General features: G+C 69.9%; 19 protein-coding genes. 14 read left to right on the top strand and 5 right to left on the bottom strand.

Annotated elements, in window-relative coordinates; all coding sequences use genetic code 11:
* Nucleotides 1-55: 55 nt before the first annotated feature.
* From ACWCO2_RS20405 to ACWCO2_RS20370, 8 genes are all read left to right on the top strand, one after another.
* Nucleotides 56-1,762: a CTP synthase gene (locus tag ACWCO2_RS20405; protein WP_450129320.1), complete on the top strand. Its 1,707-nt coding sequence runs from the start codon at nucleotides 56-58 to the stop codon at nucleotides 1,760-1,762.
* Nucleotides 1,763-1,886: 124 nt separating this feature from the next.
* Entirely contained in the window at nucleotides 1,887-2,537 is a 651-nt protein-coding gene (locus ACWCO2_RS20400) for an NUDIX domain-containing protein (RefSeq protein WP_450129333.1), read from the top strand.
* Nucleotides 2,538-2,547: 10 nt separating this feature from the next.
* Entirely contained in the window at nucleotides 2,548-3,495 is a 948-nt protein-coding gene (gene xerD, locus ACWCO2_RS20395; RefSeq protein WP_450129319.1) for a site-specific tyrosine recombinase XerD, read from the top strand.
* 163 nt (nucleotides 3,496-3,658) lie between these two features.
* Nucleotides 3,659-4,600: a ParA family protein gene (locus ACWCO2_RS20390; RefSeq protein ID WP_450129318.1), complete on the top strand. Its 942-nt coding sequence runs from the start codon at nucleotides 3,659-3,661 to the stop codon at nucleotides 4,598-4,600.
* On the top strand, nucleotides 4,597-4,938 hold the full coding sequence (locus ACWCO2_RS20385) for a hypothetical protein (RefSeq protein ID WP_450129317.1): 342 nt from the start codon (nucleotides 4,597-4,599) through the stop codon (nucleotides 4,936-4,938). Before ACWCO2_RS20390 ends, ACWCO2_RS20385 begins: the two co-directional genes overlap by 4 nt.
* Nucleotides 4,935-5,792: a segregation and condensation protein A gene (locus tag ACWCO2_RS20380; protein ID WP_450129316.1), complete on the top strand. Its 858-nt coding sequence runs from the start codon at nucleotides 4,935-4,937 to the stop codon at nucleotides 5,790-5,792. Before ACWCO2_RS20385 ends, ACWCO2_RS20380 begins: the two co-directional genes overlap by 4 nt.
* A gap of 135 nt (nucleotides 5,793-5,927) precedes the next feature.
* On the top strand, nucleotides 5,928-6,635 hold the full coding sequence (gene scpB, locus ACWCO2_RS20375) for an SMC-Scp complex subunit ScpB (protein WP_450129315.1): 708 nt from the start codon (nucleotides 5,928-5,930) through the stop codon (nucleotides 6,633-6,635).
* Nucleotides 6,625-7,383 (top strand): pseudouridine synthase, encoded by a 759-nt coding sequence (locus tag ACWCO2_RS20370; RefSeq protein WP_450129314.1) that lies wholly within the window; start codon nucleotides 6,625-6,627, stop codon nucleotides 7,381-7,383. Before scpB ends, ACWCO2_RS20370 begins: the two co-directional genes overlap by 11 nt.
* 58 nt (nucleotides 7,384-7,441) lie before the next feature.
* On the opposite strand, the gene ACWCO2_RS20365 is transcribed toward ACWCO2_RS20370, so the two are convergent.
* Both ACWCO2_RS20365 and ACWCO2_RS20360 read right to left on the bottom strand, forming a co-directional pair.
* On the bottom strand, nucleotides 7,442-8,620 hold the full coding sequence (locus ACWCO2_RS20365) for a cation:proton antiporter (RefSeq protein ID WP_450129313.1): 1,179 nt from the start codon (nucleotides 8,618-8,620) through the stop codon (nucleotides 7,442-7,444).
* 119 nt (nucleotides 8,621-8,739) lie between these two features.
* Complete coding sequence (locus ACWCO2_RS20360) at nucleotides 8,740-9,222, bottom strand: cation:proton antiporter regulatory subunit (protein ID WP_450129312.1); 483 nt, start codon at nucleotides 9,220-9,222, stop codon at nucleotides 8,740-8,742.
* A 148-nt stretch (nucleotides 9,223-9,370) separates the two neighbouring features.
* On the opposite strand from ACWCO2_RS20360, the gene cmk reads away from it, so the two are divergent.
* The 5 genes from cmk (at nucleotide 9,371) to ACWCO2_RS20335 (ending at nucleotide 14,057) form a co-directional block, all read left to right on the top strand.
* The gene (gene cmk / locus ACWCO2_RS20355) at nucleotides 9,371-10,093 is read left to right on the top strand and encodes a (d)CMP kinase (protein ID WP_450129311.1); all 723 of its coding nucleotides are present in this window, start codon (nucleotides 9,371-9,373) and stop codon (nucleotides 10,091-10,093) included.
* On the top strand, nucleotides 10,090-10,764 hold the full coding sequence (locus tag ACWCO2_RS20350; RefSeq protein ID WP_450129310.1) for a lysophospholipid acyltransferase family protein: 675 nt from the start codon (nucleotides 10,090-10,092) through the stop codon (nucleotides 10,762-10,764). Before cmk ends, ACWCO2_RS20350 begins: the two co-directional genes overlap by 4 nt.
* Nucleotides 10,761-12,191 (top strand): ribosome biogenesis GTPase Der, encoded by a 1,431-nt coding sequence (gene der / locus ACWCO2_RS20345; RefSeq protein WP_450129309.1) that lies wholly within the window; start codon nucleotides 10,761-10,763, stop codon nucleotides 12,189-12,191. The genes ACWCO2_RS20350 and der overlap by 4 nt, the downstream gene beginning before the upstream one ends.
* Before the next feature lie 115 nt (nucleotides 12,192-12,306).
* Nucleotides 12,307-12,984 (top strand): response regulator, encoded by a 678-nt coding sequence (locus tag ACWCO2_RS20340; protein WP_450129308.1) that lies wholly within the window; start codon nucleotides 12,307-12,309, stop codon nucleotides 12,982-12,984.
* 5 nt (nucleotides 12,985-12,989) lie between these two features.
* Nucleotides 12,990-14,057 (top strand): sensor histidine kinase, encoded by a 1,068-nt coding sequence (locus ACWCO2_RS20335; RefSeq protein ID WP_450129307.1) that lies wholly within the window; start codon nucleotides 12,990-12,992, stop codon nucleotides 14,055-14,057.
* 47 nt (nucleotides 14,058-14,104) lie between these two features.
* Here the strand turns inward: ACWCO2_RS20335 and ACWCO2_RS20330 are convergent, their stop codons facing one another.
* The 3 genes from ACWCO2_RS20330 to ACWCO2_RS20320 all read right to left on the bottom strand — a co-directional run bounded on the left by ACWCO2_RS20330 (nucleotide 14,105) and on the right by ACWCO2_RS20320 (nucleotide 18,955).
* A complete protein-coding gene (locus ACWCO2_RS20330; protein ID WP_450129306.1) occupies nucleotides 14,105-16,183 on the bottom strand; it encodes a prolyl oligopeptidase family serine peptidase in 2,079 nt (692 codons plus the stop codon).
* Between the two features lie 463 nt (nucleotides 16,184-16,646).
* Nucleotides 16,647-17,999, bottom strand: a complete 1,353-nt coding sequence (locus ACWCO2_RS20325) for an MFS transporter (RefSeq protein WP_450129305.1) — start codon at nucleotides 17,997-17,999, stop codon at nucleotides 16,647-16,649.
* Nucleotides 18,000-18,166: 167 nt separating this feature from the next.
* Complete coding sequence (locus ACWCO2_RS20320; RefSeq protein ID WP_450129304.1) at nucleotides 18,167-18,955, bottom strand: DeoR/GlpR family DNA-binding transcription regulator; 789 nt, start codon at nucleotides 18,953-18,955, stop codon at nucleotides 18,167-18,169.
* Between the two features lie 123 nt (nucleotides 18,956-19,078).
* Here ACWCO2_RS20320 and ACWCO2_RS20315 point away from each other — a divergent pair, with 123 nt between their 5' ends.
* Entirely contained in the window at nucleotides 19,079-19,777 is a 699-nt protein-coding gene (locus ACWCO2_RS20315) for an HAD family hydrolase (protein ID WP_450129303.1), read from the top strand.
* The last annotated feature ends 53 nt before the right edge of the window (nucleotides 19,778-19,830 follow it).

Here is a 19,830-nt window from a genome sequence, read left to right as displayed (position 1 = left end):
GTCCTGCCAGTGCAGAAATCCAGCCAGGGGACGGCTTGACCACGGGGAGCATTTGTTGGCGCCGCAAGCACGCACGATCAAGCACGTGTTCGTCACGGGGGGCGTTGCCTCCTCGTTGGGTAAGGGGCTCACGGCGTCCAGCCTGGGCGAACTGCTGACCTCCCGCGGCCTGCGGGTGACGATGCAGAAGCTCGACCCCTACCTGAACGTCGATCCGGGAACGATGAACCCGTTCCAGCACGGCGAGGTGTTCGTCACAGAGGACGGTGCGGAGACCGACCTCGACATCGGGCACTACGAGCGGTTCCTGGACCGCGACCTGACCCGCAACGCCAACGTGACGACCGGCCAGGTGTACTCCGCGGTCATCGCCAAGGAGCGCCGCGGTGAGTACCTGGGCGACACGGTTCAGGTCATCCCGCACATCACCGACCAGATCAAGGCGCGAATCCGCGCGATGGCCGAGCCCGACGAGGACGGCCGCACCCCCGACGTGGTGATCACCGAGGTCGGCGGCACCGTCGGCGACATCGAGTCGCTGCCGTTCCTGGAGGCCTGCCGCCAGGTGCGCCATGACGTCGGTCGGGACAACTGCTTCTTCCTGCACGTCTCGCTGGTGCCGTTCCTGGCTCCGTCGGGCGAGCTGAAGACCAAGCCGACCCAGCACTCGGTGGCCGCGCTGCGCAACATCGGCATCCAGCCCGACGCGCTGGTGTGCCGCTCCGACCGGGACCTGCCGGAGGACCTCAAGCGCAAGATCGCGCTGATGTGCGATGTCGACACCGACGGCGTGGTGGCCTGCCCGGACGCGCCGTCGATCTACGACATCCCGCGCGTGCTGCACCGCGAGGGCCTGGACGCCTACATGGTGCGGCGGCTCGGCCTGCCGTTCCGCGACGTGGACTGGTCGGTGTGGGGCGACCTGCTGGACCGGGTGCACAACCCGTCCGAGAAGGTGCGCATCGCGCTGGTCGGCAAGTACGTCGACCTGCCCGACGCCTACCTGTCGGTGACCGAGGCGCTGCGCGCCGGTGGTTTCGCGCACCGCGCCAAGGTGGAGATCACCTGGGTCGCTTCGGACACCTGCGAGACCGACGCGGGTGCCGCGCAGGCGCTGTCCGGCATGGACGGCGTGATGATCCCCGGTGGCTTCGGCGTGCGTGGCATCGAGGGCAAGCTCGGCGCCATCCGCTACGCCCGCACCCACAGCATCCCCGCGCTCGGGTTGTGCCTGGGCCTGCAGTGCATGGTGATCGAGGCGGCGCGGTCGCTGGCCGGGCTGGAGCAGGCCAACTCCGCGGAGTTCGAGGAGTCCTGCAAGCACCCGGTGATCAGCACCATGGCCGACCAGACCGACGTGGTCTCCGGTGACCGGGACATGGGCGGCACCATGCGCCTGGGCTCCTACCCGGCGAAGCTGCGCACCGACTCGATCGTGGCCGAGGCCTACGGTTCGACCGAGGTGGATGAGCGGCACCGCCACCGCTACGAGGTGAACAACGCCTACCGCGACCGGCTGAGCAAGGCCGGCCTGGTGTTCTCCGGCACCTCGCCGGATGGTCGACTGGTGGAGTTCGTGGAGCTGGCGCGCGAGGAGCACCCGTTCTTCGTGGGTACCCAGGCGCACCCGGAGCTCAAGAGCCGCCCGACGCGTCCGCACCCGCTGTTCGCCGCGTTCGTCAAAGCCGCGCTGGACTACCGCGCCGCCGAGCGGCTGCCGGTCGAGCTCGAGCCGGTCGAAGAGCCCGCGCCGAGCGCGTGACCCGCTGACTGTCGAGGCGCCGCCTGGTCGTGTCCGAACCAGGCGGCGCCTTGGTGTTCGCGCAATGCGTTGTCCTCGACGTTCGCCGGGTTGTGCTGGTCGGATCTAGGGTGGGCGGGTGGACATGACGGGAAGCGGTGTTGCGCGCACCAACGGCGAGCACGAGTTCACCACTCTGGCCAGCGAGGACGTCTACATCGGCAAGATCCTCGCGTTGCGGGCCGACGAAGTCGGGATGCCCGGTGGTGGGCATGCGCGGCGCGAGGTCGTCGAGCACCTCGGTGCGGTGGCCGTGGTCGCGATCGACGAGCAGGACCAGGTGGTGCTGCTGCGCCAGTACCGCTACCCGGTGGGGCGGCGGCTTTGGGAACTGCCCGCGGGATTGCTGGACGTCGCCGGGGAGGACCCGGTGCGGACCGCGCAGCGGGAGCTGGTCGAAGAGGCCGGGCTCGCCGCGGCGAACTGGTCGGTCCTGGTGGACGTCGTGTCCTCGCCCGGTTTCACCGACGAGAGCATCCGGATCTTCCTGGCCACCGGTCTGTCCGATGTGGACCGACCGGAGGCGGTGGGGGATGAGGAGGCCGATCTGGTCATCCGGCGCGTGCCGTTCGTCGAGGCGGTGGACATGGTGCTGGCCGGGGAGATCGTGAACGCCCCCGCGGTGTCGGGGCTGCTCGCCGCCCGAGCGGTGCGCGACGGTGCTCGTCCGGCCCGGCCCGTCGACGCCGAGTGGGCGGACCGGCCGCAGCGGTTCCGCCGACGGCTGTCCCGGTGAAGGGGCTGGGGTGAAAGGGCTCGAAGAACTGCCGTCCGAGCTGCGCGAAGCGATCGGCGGCTACCTCGACCACCTCGCGGTGGAGCGCGGTACCGCGCGCAGCACGCTGGACTCCTACGCCCGGGATCTGCGCCGGTACGGCGAATTCCTGGTCGGCACGGGGATCTCCGGGCTCACCGAAGTGCGCGCCCAGCACCTCTCGGACTTCCTGGCCGAACTCCGGGAAGGCACCGAGGAACGGCCGCCGCTCGCCTCGTCGTCGGCGGCGCGGGCTCTGGTCGCGGCGCGCGGGCTGCACAAGTTCGCGCACGCCGAGGGAAAGCTCGCGGTCGACGTGGCGCGCGAGGTCGCGCCGCCGAGCTTGCCGAAGCGGTTGCCGAAAGCGCTGTCCATCGGCGACGTAGGGACGCTGCTCGAGCACGCCGGGGGAGACGACGCCAAAGGGCTGCGGGACCGGGCGCTGCTGGAACTGCTGTACTCGACCGGCGCGCGGATCTCCGAAGCCGTCGGCCTGGACCTCGACGACGTCGACCGCACCGACCGGACCGTTCGGCTCGACGGCAAGGGGGGTCGCCAGCGGCTGGTGCCGATCGGTCGTCCCGCGCTGGAAGCGCTCGACGCCTACCTGGTGCGCGCGCGGCCCGCGTTGGTGGCACGGGGGCGGGGGAGTGCGGCGATCTTCGTGAACTCGCGCGGTGGCAGGCTTTCTCGGCAGAGCGCGTGGAACGCGTTGAAGACCGCGGCGAAACGCGCCGGGGTCGCCGGTGATGTTTCTCCGCACGTGCTGCGGCATTCCTTTGCCACGCACCTGATGGAAGGCGGCGCGGACGTCCGAGTGGTGCAGGAACTGCTCGGCCACGCCTCCGTGACGACGACCCAGGTCTACACGCTGGTCACCGTGAACGCGCTGCGCGAGGTCTACGCGACGGCCCACCCCCGCGCACACGCTTCGGGGTGAGTTGAGCGCGCTGCGCATGCGGCGCGGGCGCATTGGCGGTAGACGTTGATCACACGGAGATCACAAAGAACTTCGGACACCTCGGCGGGGCACGTTGCCGCTGGTCGTGAATGCCACTTAGGCTGCCGTTGATCGCCACCGGTACAAAAGGAGTCTGATCGCCATGTCGCTACCGCAGCCCGCCGCCGACGGGCGGTCCCGGGGCGCGGTCGACCTGAGCATCGCCCCCGAGACGACGGGCCACGCGGAAGGTGCTGGTCTGGCGCCGAATTCCCGCGATATCGGTCCCACCGGTCGACCGCTCCGGCGCATCCCGGAACCGCCGCTGCTGGACCGGCACGGTCCCGCCGCCGTGCTTGCGATGTGCAACCAGAAGGGCGGGGTGGGCAAGACCACATCGACCATCAATCTCGGCGCATCACTGGCGGAGTACGGACGCCGGGTGCTGCTGGTGGACTTCGATCCGCAGGGCGCGCTCTCGGTCGGCCTCGGGGTCCAGCCCCACCAGCTGGATCAGACGATCTACAACGTGATCATGGAGCGCTCGGTCAACGTCCAGGACGTGGTGCGCCGGACCACCGTCGAGGGCATGGACCTGCTGCCCAGCAACATCGACCTGTCCGCGGCCGAGGTGCAGCTGGTCGCCGAGGTCGGCCGGGAGCAGACCCTGCACCGGGTGCTCCGCCCCGCGCTGGCCGACTACGACTACATCCTGGTGGACTGCCAGCCGTCGCTGGGCCTGCTGACGGTCAACGCGCTGGCCGCCGCCGACGGCGTGATCATCCCGCTGGAGTGCGAGTTCTTCAGCCTGCGCGGGGTGGCGCTGCTGATCGACACCATCGAGAAGGTGCGGGAGCGGCTGAATCCGAAGCTGGAGATCAGCGGAATACTGGCCACCATGTTCGACCCGCGCACGCTGCACTCCCGCGAGGTCATGGCGCGCGTGGTGGAGGCGTTCGGCGACGTCGTGTTCGACGCGGTGATCAACCGCACGGTCCGGTTCCCGGAGACCACGGTCGCGGGGGAGCCGATCACCAGGTGGGCGCCGCGCTCGGCGGGGGCCCAGGCCTACCGGGCGCTGGCCCGCGAGGTGATCGCCAGATGACTCGGCGGGCTGCCCTGCCCGGAGCCGCTGAACTGTTCCGTACTACTGTTCCTCGAACGGATCACGCCGACGCGCCGAAACCGGAACCGGCCGCACCTGCCCGTTCCGAGCGGTCCGGAACGGGTCGGCGCAAGCACGACGCGAAGATCACCGTGTACGTCTCCGACGAGGAGTTGCTGGGCTTGGAGCAGGCACGACTGGCATTGCGGGCCGACCACGGCATCGCCGTGGACCGGGGTCGAGTGGTGCGGGAAGCGGTTGCGCTGGTGCTGGCCGACCTCGACGAGCGGGGTGCTGATTCGGAGCTGGTCCGCCGCCTGCGGGAGTCCGGCGAGTGACCGAACCCGCTGCCGAGGAGGAGCAGGTACCCGGGGATTCCGGTAGCAGCGGCAAGTTCACCGTCCGCCTGGAGAACTTCGAAGGCCCCTTCGACCTGCTGCTGCAGCTGATCTCGCAGCACCAGCTGGACGTCACCGAGGTGGCGCTGCACAAGGTCACCGACGAGTTCATCGCCTACACCCGAGCGCTGGGCGATCAGTGGGACCTCGACGAGACCACCGAGTTCCTGCTGATCGCCGCGACCCTGCTCGACCTCAAAGCGGCCCGGCTGCTGCCCGCGGCCGACGTGGAGGACGAGGCCGACCTGGCGTTGCTGGAAGCCCGCGACCTGCTGTTCGCGCGGTTGCTGCAGTACCGCGCGTACAAGCAGGTAGCGGCGCTGTTCGGCGAGCTCGAAGCCGGGGCGCTGCGGTGCTACCCGCGCTCGGTGTCGTTGGAGGAGCGGTTCGAGAACTTGCTGCCGGAAGTGCGGATCGGGGTCGACGCGCAGCGGTTCGCCGAGGTCGCGGCCGCGGTGTTCCGGCCCAAGCCGCCGCCCACCGTGTCGCTGGACCACATCCACCAGCACGGGGTGTCGGTCCGCGAGCACGCGGCGCTGCTGCGAGTGCGGTTGGCGGAGAAGGGCAGCGCCACGTTCCCGGAGCTGACCTCGGACTGCGGGCACACCGTCGAAGTGGTGGCCAGGTTCTTGGCGCTGCTGGAGCTCTACCGCGAGAAGGTGCTGCGGTTCGAGCAGGAGACGCCGCTGGGCGAACTGGTCGTGCGGTGGGTCGGCGGCAGCCTCGACCAGGCGAAGGCCGACGCCGAGGTGCAGCGCGCCAATGCGGATGCCGACGAAGAGGAGTACGGGTGAGTAACCGGTGGCAACCCCGGTCCTGCTCAGCCGCACCTCAGGGGAACGTGACGCAAACCAGCCACAGGAAACCGCGAAACGCGAGATCGATCCCGAACGTAACCACCACTGTGAATCGCGGAGAGGCGGAACTGGATGAGCGACCCGGTGCCAACAACCCCAGACCTGCTCAGCCGCACCTCAGGGGAACGTGACGCAAACCAGCCACAGGAAACCGCGAAACGCGAGATTGATCCAGACACAAACAACACTGTGAATCGCGGAGAGGCGGAAACTGCGGAGACCTCGAGCGCGCCGGACCTGTCGTCCGATGCCGCGCTCGACGCCGCGCTGGAGGCGCTGCTGCTGGTGGTGGACGTTCCCGCCGGCGAGGAGCTGCTGGCCGACACCCTGGAGCAGCCGGTCCGGCGGATCCGCCAGGCGCTGCGGCGGCTGTCCGAGAGCTATGCCGAGGCCGAGCGCGGCATCGACCTGCGCCGCGTCGGCGACGGGTGGCGGTTCTACACGCGGGAGACCTACGCGCCCTACGTCGAGCGCTACCTGCTCGACGGGCAGCGCTCGAAGCTGACCCGCGCTGCGCTGGAGACGCTGGCGGTCATCGCCTACCGGCAGCCCGTGACCCGATCGCGGGTGGCGGCCGTACGGGGTGTGAACGTCGACGGCGTCATCCGTACCCTGGTGGGGCGCGGCCTTATCGAAGAGGCCGGGACCGACCCGGAGACGGGCGGCAACCTGTACTGCACGACGGAGCTGTTCCTGGAGCGGCTGGGCCTGTCGTCGCTGAAGGATCTGCCGCCGCTCGCCCCATTGCTGCCCGAAGTGGATTCGATCGATGACGTCTGAGAACCGCCCGTCCAACGCCGCCGAGGAAGGCGTGCGCCTGCAGAAAGTGCTGTCCCAGGCCGGGGTGGCCTCGCGGCGCGCGGCCGAGGAGATGATCGTCGAGGGGCGCATCGAGGTCGACGGCGAGGTCGTCATGGAGCTGGGCCGCCGCGTCGACCCGGCGACCGCGGTGATCCACGTCGACGGCAACCGGGTCATGGCCAACGACGACCTGACGCACCTGATGCTCAACAAGCCCAGCGGCATCCTGTGCACCATGTCCGACGACAAGGGGCGGCCGTGCATCGGTGACTACCTGCGCGAGAGCCAGGGCAAGCTGTTCCACGTCGGGCGGCTTGACCAGGACACCGAGGGCCTGCTGCTGATCACCAACGACGGCGAGCTGGCCAACCGGCTGATGCACCCGTCCTACAAGGTGCGCAAGACCTACATGGCCGAGGTCATCGGCCCGGTGCCGAAGGACCTGGGCCAGCAGCTGCGCAACGGCGTGGTGCTGGAGGACGGTCCGGTGAAGGTGGACCGGTTCAAGGTCGTCGACACCAACCAGAACCGCGCGCTGGTGGAGATCGTGCTGCACGAGGGCCGCAAGCACATCGTGCGCCGACTGCTCAAGCACGTCGGTCACCCGGTGCAGCGCCTGGTGCGCACCCGGATCGGCGATGTCCGCCTGACCACCGAGCGCCCGGGCGCGATCCGCCCGCTCAACCGCCAGGAAGTCGGCTCGCTGTACCGGATCGTCGGTATGTGATTCGCGCAAGGCAAGAGGCCGCCGATCTCCTGGGAGATCGGCGGCCTCGATGCTTTTTTCAGGCTTTGGGGGCGGCGGGGGGCTTGACGAACAGGCGGGCCACCGGCTCCACCACTCGGGCCGCGACTGGGCCGAGGATCGCCATCAGCAACACGTAGGCCGTGGCCAGCGCGGCCAGTTCACCGGACACCGCGCCCGAGGCCACCGCGAGTCCGGCGATGACGATGGAGAACTCACCGCGTGCCACCAGCGCGGCACCGGCTCGGGCTCGACCCATCCGGCCCACGCCCTGCATTCGCGAGGCGATCCAGCCGGTGAGGATCTTCGTCGCCGCGGTGATCATCGCGAGCACCAGCGCCACCGGCAGCACCGGCGGGATCTCGGAGGGGTCGGTGTTCAACCCGAACACCACGAAGAACAGCGCGGCGAACAGGTCGCGCAGCGGCTCCAGCACCCGGGTGGCGTTCGCCGCGGTCGAACCGGAGATCGCGATGCCCAGCAGGAACGAGCCGACGGCGGCCGAGACCTGCAGCTCGGAGGCGATGCCGGCGACCAGCAGGGCCGAGCCCAGCAGCCGCAGCAGGAAGACCTCGGGGTCCGGGCTATCGATCAGCGCCGAGACGTACTTGCCGAACTTCAGCGCGATCACCAGCACCAGGGTGATCACCACCAGCGACACCCCGACCGCGGTGAGCCCGCCGAGGAAGCTGACGCCGGCCAGCAGGGCGGTCAGGATCGGCAGGTAGACGGCCATCGCCAGGTCTTCGAAGACCAGGATCGACAGGATCACCGGGGTTTCCCGGTTACCGAGCCGACCCAGGTCTCCGAGGACCTTCGCGACGATGCCGGACGACGAGATGTAGGTGACACCGGCCATGGTCAGCGCGCCGATCGGGCCCCAGCCCAGCATCAGCGCGACCACCGCGCCGGGAATCGCGTTGAGCGCGATGTCGATCAGGCCCGCTAACCACGAGCGGCGCAGCCCGGTGACCAGTTCGCCCGCGGAGTACTCCAAACCCAGCAGCAGCAGCAGGAGAACCACGCCGATCTCGGCGGCCAGGTGGGTGAACGGTTCTATGCCGTGGAGCGGGATCAGCCCACCTGTGCCGAACGCGAGTCCGCCCAGCAGGTAAAGCGGGATCGGGGAAACCCCGATTTTCCAGGCGAGCCTGCCGAGCACGCCGAGACCGAAGAAAACCGCGCCGAGCTCGATCAACGAGATCGCCGTGTCGTGCACCGTGGTGTTTCCTCTCGCGTGTACTGCGTATGGAGTTGTTCTGTGGGATCAGCACGCGAGGAGCGCCGTTGGCCACGCGTGTCCCGGTCGGTGACCGGGAAGGGGGAGAAGGGCTGGGATTAGCCCTTTTCCAGGATTCCGCTGGCTGCCTTCAGGCCCGTGCTGGTGCCCACGACGACCACCAGGTCGCCGCCGGCGAACTCGAAGTCCGGGCGGGGCGAGGCGTGCACGGTGCCGTCGCGGACCACCGCGACGATCGACACCGACGTGCGGGTGCGCATCTCGGTGTCACCGAGGCTGCGGCCGTCGTAGGGCGAACCCGGTGCGAGCGGCAACTGCCAGGTGGTGACCCCGGTGACCTCGCGCTGCTGGTCGGTGAGCTTCGCGACCAGCTGCGGAGCGCCCAGCAGGTTCGCCAGTGCGCTGGTCTCGGCGGTGGTCAGGTCGACCGAGGCGGCGACCTTGTCCGGGTCTTCGTGGTCGGAGACGATCAGCTCGAACCGGCCGTCCCGGTAGGTGATCACACCGATGCGGTGGCCGGAGCGGGTGGTGAAGTCCTGCTGCGTGCCGAGTCCCGGCAGCGGAGTCACTGTTACGTCCACCCATGCACCATATTCGGTGATCCATCCGTTTCGTCCGGCACTTCGGGTGGATCGGGATGCGATTGGGACCCGCAGCCGGGGACCAGGCAGAATGGACGGTTGGTCCGGCCGCTGGCCGGGTGCGGCGACGAGCAGGAGGAAAGAGCACGTGGCACACGCCAAGCTCCGCGGTGTGGTGGCCCTCGACGGTCCGTCGGGCACCGGCAAGTCGACGGTGTCGCGCAAGTTGGCGTCGGCGCTGGGGGCGATCTACCTCGACACCGGTGCGATGTACCGCGCCGTGACGCTGGCCGTGCTGCGCGCGCAGGTCGAGCCGTCGGACGCGGCCGAGATCGTGCGGGTGGCGCGCGCGGCGGAGCTGACCATGGGCACCGACCCGGAGCGGCCCTCGGTGCTGCTCGACGGCCAGGACGTCGGCCAGGAGATTCGCGGCCCGGAGGTGACCGGCGCGGTGTCCGCGGTGTCGGCGGTCGCCGAGGTGCGGGACCAGCTGGTCGCGCTGCAGCGCGAGCTGATCGGCGAAGCGCTGTCCGAGCCCGGCGGCATCGTGGTCGAAGGCCGCGACATCGGCACCGTCGTGGTGCCCGATGCCGGTCTGAAGGTCTACCTGACGGCTTCCTCGGCAGCCCGCGCTCAGCGGCGCACCGCCCAGGACGTCTCCGAGGGCCGGACCGGGGACCTGGACCGCACGCACGCCGACGTTCAGCGGCGGGACGCGTTGGACTCCGGGCGCAAGGTGGCGCCGCTGCGCAAGGCCGACGACGCGCTGGAACTGGACACCACCGAACTGGACGTGGCGGGCGTGCTCGAGCAGCTGCACAAGCATGTCGAGAGCCGCGGCCTGCTGACCGACGGGGGACCAGGAGCATGAGGGATCAGACCCTGCCCGAGGACGCCTCGCCCCGGATGCACCGGTTCGGCCAGTGGATCTCGCGGCGGATCGTGCGGCTGCCCTTCCGAGTGCACATCCACGGGGCCGAGCGGATCCCGCGCACCGGCCCGGTGGTGATGGTGGCCAACCACAGCTCGCTGCTGGACGGGCCGCTGCTGATCGGAATGCTGCCGCGCAACGCGGTGTTCCTGATCAAGCAAGAGATGTTCAAGGGCCCGCTGGGCTGGTTCCTGCGCCAGATCGGGCAGATCGGGGTGCGGCGCGGTGAAGCCGACCGCACACCGCTGCTGACCGCGGTGCGGATCCTCAAGGCTGGCGGGCTGGTCGGGGTGTTCCCCGAAGGCACCCGCGGGTCCGGTGACGTGGAGAACGCGCAGCACGGCGCGGCCTGGTTGGCGCGGGCCTCCGGTGCCCAGGTGCTGCCGATCGCCGTCCGGGGCACGCGACGTCCGGAAGGGCGGGGCCGTAGGCTTCTGCCCAGGATCGACGTGCTGTTCGGCGAACCGATCGCGCTGCCCGCTGGCAAGGGCCGCACCGGCCTGGTCTTGGCGACCGAAGCGGTGCGCAACGAACTGGTCGAGCTGATCGCCGAACTGGACCGGCTGGTCGCCGACCACCGCGAAGACGATGTGAGAGGGAAACGAGCGTGACCGACGAGTCGCTGGAAGGCCTGGACGGCACGTGGTCCGACGAGACCGAGTGGGCCGAGTTCGACGGGGTCGTCGGCCCAGAGGACGCCGCGCCGCCGGTTCCGCAACCGGTGCTGGCCGTGGTCGGCCGCCCCAACGTGGGCAAGTCCACGCTGGTCAACCGGTTGCTGGGTCGTCGTGAGGCCGTCGTGCAGGACACCCCCGGAGTGACCCGGGACCGGGTGGCCTACGACGCGCTGTGGAACGGCCGCCGGTTCACGGTGGTCGACACAGGCGGCTGGGAGCCCGACGCGAAGGGAATGATGGCCTCCGTGGCCGCGCAGGCCGAGCTGGCCATGCACACCGCAGACGCGGTGCTGCTGGTGGTCGACTCGCGCGTGGGACCCACCGAGACCGAGGAAGCCGTGGCGCGAGTGCTGCGCCGCTCCAAGCGGCCGGTGCTGCTGGCCGCCAACAAGGTCGACGACCAGCGCGGTGTTGCCGACGTGCACTCGCTGTGGTCGTTGGGCCTGGGCGAGCCGATGCCGATCAGCGCGCTGCACGGTCGCGGCTCCGGTGACCTGCTCGACGCCGTGCTGGAGGTGTTCCCGGAGACCCCGCGCGAGGTCTTCGGCGCCAGCGGCGGGCCGCGGCGGGTCGCGCTGGTCGGCAAGCCGAACGTGGGCAAGTCGAGCCTGCTCAACAAGCTGACCGGCGAAGAGCGCTCGGTCGTGCACGACGAAGCGGGCACCACGGTCGACCCGGTCGACTCGCTGGTGGACCTGGGCGACGACACCTGGAAGTTCGTCGACACCGCGGGTCTGCGCAAGCGGGTCAAGACCGCCAGCGGCACCGAGTACTACGCCTCGCTGCGCACCAAGGCCGCCATCGAGGCCGCCGAGGTGGCCATCGTGCTCATCGACGGGTCCGAGCCGATCAGCGAGCAGGACCTGCGGGTGATCTCCATGGTCGAGGAGGCGGGCCGGGCGCTGGTCATCGCCTACAACAAGTGGGACAAGGTCGACGAGGACCGCCGCCACATGCTGGAGAAGGAGATCGACCGCGAGCTGGTCCGAGTGCGCTGGGCCGAGCGGGTCAACGTCTCGGCCAAGACCGGTCGTGCGGTGGCCAAGCTGGCGCCGACGCTGCGCACCGCGCTGGACTCGTGGGACAACCGCGTGCCCACCGGCCGGTTGAACGGCTGGCTGTCCGAGCTGGTCGCGGCCAACCCGCCGCCGGTGCGCGGCGGAAAGCAGCCGAAGATCCTCTTCGCCACCCAGGCGCAGACCCGGCCGCCGACGTTCGTGCTGTTCACCACCGGTTTCCTGGAGCCCGGCTACCGGCGCTTCCTGGAGCGCAAGCTGCGCGAGGCCTTCGGGTTCGTCGGCAGCCCGGTGCGGATCTCGGTGCGGGTGCGCGAGCGCAAGGCCAAGGACGGACGCCGCTGATCACGGTGTGCTCGGCCGATGATCGCGGTGTGCTCGGGTGGGGTGCGCGCTACGTGCGCACCACCCCGCTAGTCTGCTGATCAACCCTTTCGGAGCTAGGGGAGGTGGCCGAGAGGTGCAGGCGGACGACCGTGGGGAACCGGTCCGGGTGGTGCTGGCCGACGACGAGTCGATGCTTCGTCGCGGCCTGCGTCTGCTGCTGGAGAGCAGCGGCACGATCCGAGTGGTCGGCGAGGCCGGTGACGGGAACGAGCTGCTCGCCACGGTGCGCACCCACCGCGTGGACGTCGCCCTGATCGACGTGCAGATGCCCGGCAAGGACGGGCTGTCCGCGCTGCGCGATCTGGTGAAGCTGCCGGACCCGCCAGTGGCGGCGGTGCTGACCACGTTCGACCTGGACGACTACGTGTCCGACGCGCTGCGCCACGGTGCCAGCGGGTTCCTGCTCAAGGACGCTGACCCGGCGATGCTGGTCCGGGCGGTGCACGACCTGGCGGCCGGTGGCGCGGTGCTGGATCCGCGGATCACCGCGCGGCTGCTGCCCCGATTGCGCAGCACGACCAACAACTCGCGCGAGGTCCAGCTGGTGCGGGGCCTGTCCGCTAGGGAGCGGCAGGTGCTGGAGCTGCTGGGCGGCGGGCGTTCCAACGCCGACATCGGGCTGCGGCTCGGGCTGACCGAAGCCACCGTGAAGAGCTACGTGTCGACTGTCCTGAGCAAGCTCGGCGCGCAGAACCGCGTGCAGGCCGCGCTGATCGCTCAGCGCGTCGCTGGCGTGGGCAACCACTGGTGAGCGCTGTGCGGTGGCGTGTTCTCACCCTCGAGGCGCTGGCTGTCGCGATCCCGGCCGCCGCAGTGCTGGCGACCCCCGATCCGTTCGGCTACGCGGTGGTGTCCGGGCTGGTCGCGGCGTTCCTGCTACCGCTGCGGAAGCGGTGGCCGCGCATCACGGTGCTGCTGTGCATGCCCGCGTTGGCAGGTGGTCTCGGTTGGCCTGCGGCGATCGTGGCGCTGTTCGCGCTCGGCCGGGCTCAGCCGCAGGCCAAGTCGCTGATCGCCTGGGTGGTCTTGGCAGCTGGGGTGTCGGTCGCGCCGGTGCTGCTCCTGCAGTCGCTGCCGGTGGGGTCGGTGGTGCTGACCTTGGCGTACGTGCTGCTGGCGGCCGGTGCTCCGCTCGCGTTGGGGGCACTTGTGGCGTTGCGGCAGCAGCTGGCGGAAAGCCTGCGGCGGTTGGAGGCGGCTACCGCGGCGGAGCTGGAGGCGAAGGCGGAGACCGCGCGTGCCGATGAGCGGGCTCGGATCGCGCGGGAGATCCACGACGCCGTCGGTCACCATGTCACCTTGATCGCGGTCGAGTCGGCAGCGCTCGGTGCGACCACCGCGGATCCCGACGCGCAGGAGACGGCGGGTCGGCTGCGCGGGTTGGCGAAGCAGGCGTTAGACGAGATGCGCGCGACCCTCGGGCTGGGCAGCACCGGTCGGGCTCGGTTGGACACCATTCCGGAGCTGGTCGGGCAGGCCCGCGCTGCCGGGGTGGAAGTGGAGCTGGCGCGCGAGGTGAGGGATCCCGATGTGCCGCTCGCAGTGGAACGGGCTGCTTACCGGGTCGTTCAGGAAGCCCTGACCAATGCCTCCAAGCATGCGCCGGGCGCGGTGATCAAGGTGGATCTGGAAAGCCACGCGGGAGCGTTGCACATCGTCGTCACCAACAGCGCGCCGCGCGGGCACACCGTTGATGTGGGCAGCGGTGGTTCGGGGCTGGCCGGGTTGTCGGAGCGAGTGCGGATGGCCGGTGGTCAGCTCGATGGGCGGCCGTCCGATGACGGTGGATTCCGGTTGACGGCGGTCCTGCCCAAGCAGGGCTGAATCGCCTGGGTGCTGGCGCAGGACCCGCTGGAAATCCTCTGACCGCACTAGCGCGCGAGCGATTTGCGGAGGAAGTCGACCTGCAGGAGCAGGAGGTTCTCGCTGGTCGTCTCGTCGGTGGGCATGTGGCTGATGCCCGGCAGCGGCAGGACCGTGTGCGGTCGGGCCGCTGCGGTCAGGGCCGCCGACAGGCGCAGGGCGTGGGCCAGGACCACGTTGTCGTCCACCGTGCCGTGCACGATCAGCATCGGGCGGTCCAGCTTCGGGGCGTCCGCGAGCAGCGAGTTCGCCTCGTAGACCTCCGGTGCTTCGTTCGGGTCCCCGAGGTAGCGCTCGGTGTAGTGGGTGTCGTACAGCCGCCAGTCGACCACTCCGGCGCCGACCACCGCGGCGTGGAAGATGTCCGGGCGGCGCAGCACAGCCAGGGCCGAGAGGTAGCCGCCGAACGACCAGCCGCGGATGGCCACCCGGTCGAGGTCCAGCTCCGGGTGCTTCTCGGCCGCCGCGTGCAGCGCGTCGACCTGGTCCTGCAGCGGCGGGTTGGCCAGGTCGCCGGCGATGGTGCGGTCCCAGTCCGGGCCGCGACCCGCCATGCCTCGGCCGTCGGTGACCAGCACCGCGAAGCCCTGATCGGCGAACCACTGCGAGGTCAGGAAGCCCTGCTGGCGGGACAGCACCCGCTGCGAGTGCGGACCGCCGTAGGGGTCCAGCAGCACCGGCAGCGGACCGTCCGAGGGCTGGTAGCCGTTGGGCAGCAGCAGGGCACTGCACAGCTCGCGGTCGCCGAGGCGCAGCAGTTCGACGTTGAGGTCCATGCCGTGGGCCTCGGCGCGGCTGGCGATCTCGGCGATCTCCTGGCCATTCCGCCGCACGCGCACGCGGGTGCCCGGTTCGTCCAGGGTGGTGCTGGCGACCACCAGCACCTCGCCGGAGCGGGTTCCGACGTGCACGCCGGGCTCGGTGGTCAGCGCTTCGGCGCCGGTTTCGGTGACGCGGTAGAGGTGCACCTGCGTCGGGTCCTGCTCCGAGGCGGAGACCACGATGTCGTCGTCGGTGATGTCGACGATGCCGCGGACCTGCAGCGGTGCCGACGTCCACGGCCGGTCGCCGACGACGAGCCGGTACGCGCCCTCCTCGGCGCTGATGCGCACCAGGCGTCCGTCCGGGGTCCAGGAGGGCCAGCCCGGCTTGATCTCCACCCAGTGCGGGTCGGTGTCGCGATGCACCTCGGTGGTGCGGCCGGTGCTCGGGTCGACCGACAGGACCAGCTGGGTGCGCTGGTCGCGGGTCTGCACGGCGATCAGCGGGCGGCCGTGCTGCGACCAGTGCGCGGTGACCAGGTAGGGGAACGCCTGCCGGTCCCATTCGACCGGGACGCGGTTGCCGTCGAGGTCGACCAGCGCCAGGGTCACCTCGGCGTTCGCGGTCCCGGCCGCCGGGTAGCGCATCGGGGTCGGTTCGCGCGCCGGGTCGTTCGGGTCGCCGAGGTACCAGTTCTGCACCGGGGATTCGTCCACCCGGGCCGCCAGCAGCCGCGAGCCGTCGGGTGCCCACCAGTAGCCGCGGAAGCGGCTCATCTCCTCGGCCGCGATGAATTCCGCTGCGCCCCAGGTGATGTTCGAGCCGTCGGGTTCGACCAACGCGCGGTCACCGGAAGCGTCCACGTCGATCACGCGCAGCGCGCCACCGGACACGTAGGACACGCGTCGGCCGTCGGGGTCCAGACGGGGGTCGGCGACGGGCCGGTGCACCGGGAGTTCGCGGGTCTCGCCCGTCGCGACCTCGGTGTGGAAAAGCCGACCGGACAACATGAAGACGACCGAGCTCCCCGCGCGGTCGGCGGCGTAGCCGGTGATGCCGCTCGCGCGTTCCCGCGCGCGTTCGCGGCGGGCCTGCTCCTCCGGGGTGACTTCGTCGTTCTCCTGCAGCGCAGCCGGATCGGCCAGCACTCGCTCCTGGCCGGTGGCGGTGTCCAGCGCCCACAGGGAGTTGCGGGAATCGGTGCCGCTGGCCGAGCGCAGGAACAGCACCGTCGCACCATCGCCGGTGGCGGTGAAATTCCGGGGAGTGCCGAGGCTGAAGCCCTGAGTTCGGGCGCTGCGGCGGGGGAATGACGCGGACGACATGGATCCAGCCTGCCATTCGCGGCCTTCCGAGGTGCGGGCAGGTTCCGATCTGCCACGCGGACGGATTATTCGTCGGTGTGTCGCGTCGGCTGCGTGGCTGGGTCGCGCGGTTTTCGAGACCATTGTGGACGGTGCGCAGTTGCCGGTGGACGAAGCGCTGTTGGTCGGGCTGGCCGGAATGAGCGGTCTGCAGTTGTGCTTCCTCGGGGTGCTCGGGGAGTACCTGGGGCGAAGCTACTTCGAGACCGCTGCTTCGAGTGCGCATTCCGGACACTTCCAGTGGCGTGCTCGTGCTGTCCTGGAGCCCACCTGGTTTTGCTTGGTACATCGTGCTGATCTGTGCCGGAGCGGCGTTGGCCACGGCGCTTTCCGTGCCATCGCTGACGCGGAGGTGGATGCGATGAAAGCGGTCGTCGTGAGCCCGCGCCCCCGGAAGGGGACGCGGGCTCATCGATCAGTGCGATCAGGCCGCGGGAACGGTCTGCGCCGCCGCGCCCTGCTTGCGCGCTTCGCCGGGGTCGGACGAGTCCTTGACCTTCAGGCTCAGCAGCGCGACCAGGATGTAGAGAATGCTGAAGGCGATCGCCACACCGCCGCCACCGACCAGCGGGAACAGGATGGTGACCACGACCGGGCCGACGAACGCGGCGCCACCGGCACCGAGGTTCAGGATGGCCAGGGCCGCGCCCTTGTCCTTGGGGGAGACCATCGACGGCATCAGCGCCGACAGCGGGACGAACCCGGCCAGCAGGATGCCGTAGACGACGCCGAAGGTGGCCGTCACCGCAAAGCTCTGGGTGGTCACCGCGGTGAAGTACCAGAGCGGGGTCGCGATGGCGCAGCCCACGCAGCCGAACCAGGTGATCGTGCGCCGCCAGCCGAAGCGGTCCGCGAAGACGCCGAAGAACAGGTTCGCGGCGATGTTGGCGCCGTAGCTGATCGAGGCGAGGGTCGCCACCTCCGCGGCGGTGAGGAAACCGCCGCCCGGCGTGGCCGGACCCAGCACGAACGGGAACATCGCGAAGAAGCCGTACTGCGGCGCGGTGTTGACGATGCGGATCAGACCACCGGCCAGGGTGCGGCGGTCGCGCCACAGGATGTCGACGCCCTCGGCCAGCCGCTTGAGGCTGCGCGGGTTCTCGACGGTCTCGTCGGCGATCGGCAGCAGGCCGTGCTTCTCGCGGACCGCGAAGCTACCGATGAGCACACCGACGGTGACCACGACCAGCGACAGCACCAGGGTGCCGCGCTGACTCAGGCCGAAGCCGCCCATCGCCACCGCCGCCAGCGCCGCGCCCAGGGTCGGCAGACCGCCGGTGAAGGCGAACCAGAACCAACCGGCGACCGAGCCGCGCATCTTGACCGGGCTGGCGATCTGCACCCACACCAGGAACGCGAACGCGAACAGCGGGTAGGCGAAGCCGCGGAGGCCGTAGGTGGCGACGATCAGCGTCCCGTTGTGCGAGGGCAGCGCCACGAACAGGAACAGCAGCTCGAACACGATCCACCAGGCGCCGCCGAGCCACATCACCCGGCGCGGGCCCCAGATCGAGGACAGCGTGCCGGAGAACCAGGAGGCGATCATCGCCGCGACGCCGTAGATGGTGACCGTGGCGAAAGCCGCAGTCGATCCGGGCAGTCCGCCGCCCTCGGGCTGCTGGAGGTAGTCCGAGAGGAAGGTGGTCTCCACGCCGTCGCCGATCATGAAGATCAGCACGGCGACGAAGCCCCAGAACAGGGGCTTGGGAATGCCGATGCGGTCGAGTCTGCTGGCCGGGCGGTTCGCCTCGGCCTCCGCTGCGGTCTGTTGGGACATCACTGTCTCCAAGGAGTGGAAGTTCTCGGCGCGCGCTCACAGCGGGCCGGTCTACGAGTGCTGGCTATCATGCACTCCGTTCATATTAACGCGCAAGACGTTAATTTAAACGATATGAGTCGTGCCTCTGCGTGAGCGGAGCAGTTGATCACTCCGCAGTGGCTCGATCACTCCAAGGGGGCGAGCCGGACGTCGGTCTGCTCGCGCATCTCCTCCACCAGGGCGGCGTCCAGGTCGCCGGCCAGCAGGACGTGGTCGAAGGCGCTGACCGGGGCGAACTGGTGCAGTGCCGAGCGGGCCACCTTGCTGGCGTCCATCAGCAGCACCTTGGTCATGGCGCTGGCCAGCATTGCCCGCTTGACCAGCACGATCTCCTGCTCCTGGTGGAAGGTGAGCCGCGCGTTCATCGCCGAGGTGGACAGGAACACGATGTCCACCGAGAAGGCGTTGATCATCTCCTGGCAGGGCAGGCCCAGGTAGGAGTCGTGGGTGCGGGAGTACTCCCCGCCCAGGCCGATCAGCCGGATGTCGGGCACGTCGCGCAGCGTTTCCTGCACCTGCCGGTAGTTGCTGACCACGGTCAGCGGGCCGACGTCGGGCAGCAGCCTGGCCAGTGCGAGCGCGGTGGTGGAGTCGTCCAGCATCACCGACATGCCGGGGGTGATGAACTGCAGCGCGTCCCTGGCCAGCGCGTCCTTCTCGGCGGTGTGGGTGTGCAGGCGGAAGTCCGAGCTGCTCTCGAACACCGTCGACGGTTGAGCGGAGACCCCGCCGTGGTACTTGCGCAGCAGGCCCCGGGTGACCAGGTCGTCGAGGTCGCGGTGCACGGTCATCAGGCTGACGCCGGTCAGCTCGGACAGCTCCGCGGCGCTGGCGAAACCCTGCGCGACCACGTGGTCGATGATCTTCTGCTGCCGCAGGATTCGGGGGGACTGCTTCTTCGGTGCGGACGCCATGCGGTCATCTTGCACCGCGCGGAGCGCTGTCCGGGAGGTGACGCTGAACTATCAACCAAAGGGTGACAATTAACGTTGATCATGTTAATTTGAGGCGTACCAGTGTTTGGCGGGAGGTTTGAGATGACCCAGTCCGAGGGGCCGAACGGCGCCCACCGCGCGGTCGTGTTCGACATGGACGGCGTCCTGGTCGAGAGCGAACACCTCTGGGAGCGGATGTGGGCCGAGTTCGCCGCCGCTCGCGGCAAGACCTGGACCGTGGCGCAGACCCGGCAGGTCCAGGGCATGAGCGCCCCCGAGTGGTCGGCGTTCCTCGCCGAGTTCGCCGAGGCGACCGAATCCGCCGAGGCCACCGAGAAGATCGTGGTCGACGACATGATCGCCGCGCTCGACGGCGGTGAGATCGAGCTGCTGCCGGGTTCGGCCCGGATGGTCGAGGAGTCCGCGGCGCGTGCCCCGATCGCGCTCGCCTCCTCCGCGCCGCGTCGCCTGATCGACGCCGTGCTGGACCGCCACGGCCTGGTCAAGCACTTCAGCGCCACCGTGTCCAGCGCCGAGGTGCCCAAGGGCAAGCCCAGCCCGGACGTCTACCTGTCGGCCGCCGAGAAGCTCGGCCAGGACCCGAAGCAGTGCCTGGCGGTCGAGGACTCCAGCAATGGGCTGCGCGCGGCCGCAGCCGCCGGGATGACCGTGGTGGCCATCCCGAACGCCGATTACCCGCCGGCCGAGGACGCGCTGGCTGGTGCCAGCTACATCGCCTCGGACCTCGACGACGTGCGGCAGCGCCTGGTGGGCTCGCTGCCGGAGCCGGTCGGCAGCTGACCCCCCCCCTTCCTACCTAGCGTCGCCCCGCTTCTGGGCAGGTAGAACGGTTC

This window comes from Saccharopolyspora sp. NPDC002376, assembly GCF_053593195.1.
Note: the sequence above shows the minus strand (reverse complement) of the source record. Positions and strands in the feature narration are given on the sequence as shown.

Excerpts from the sequence above, each read along its gene's own strand:
- ACWCO2_RS20325 (WP_450129305.1), bottom strand. The coding sequence starts at position 17,999 with ATGTCCCAACAGACCGCAGCGGAGGCCGAGGCGAACCGCCCGGCCAGC.
- ACWCO2_RS20330 (WP_450129306.1), bottom strand. The coding sequence starts at position 16,183 with ATGTCGTCCGCGTCATTCCCCCGCCGCAGCGCCCGAACTCAGGGCTTC.
- ACWCO2_RS20390 (WP_450129318.1), top strand. The coding sequence starts at position 3,659 with ATGTCGCTACCGCAGCCCGCCGCCGACGGGCGGTCCCGGGGCGCGGTC.
- scpB (WP_450129315.1), top strand. The coding sequence starts at position 5,928 with ATGAGCGACCCGGTGCCAACAACCCCAGACCTGCTCAGCCGCACCTCA.
- ACWCO2_RS20315 (WP_450129303.1), top strand. The coding sequence starts at position 19,079 with ATGACCCAGTCCGAGGGGCCGAACGGCGCCCACCGCGCGGTCGTGTTC.
- ACWCO2_RS20400 (WP_450129333.1), top strand. The coding sequence starts at position 1,887 with ATGACGGGAAGCGGTGTTGCGCGCACCAACGGCGAGCACGAGTTCACC.
- ACWCO2_RS20350 (WP_450129310.1), top strand. The coding sequence starts at position 10,090 with ATGAGGGATCAGACCCTGCCCGAGGACGCCTCGCCCCGGATGCACCGG.
- ACWCO2_RS20370 (WP_450129314.1), top strand. The coding sequence starts at position 6,625 with ATGACGTCTGAGAACCGCCCGTCCAACGCCGCCGAGGAAGGCGTGCGC.
- ACWCO2_RS20385 (WP_450129317.1), top strand. The coding sequence starts at position 4,597 with ATGACTCGGCGGGCTGCCCTGCCCGGAGCCGCTGAACTGTTCCGTACT.
- ACWCO2_RS20320 (WP_450129304.1), bottom strand. The coding sequence starts at position 18,955 with ATGGCGTCCGCACCGAAGAAGCAGTCCCCCCGAATCCTGCGGCAGCAG.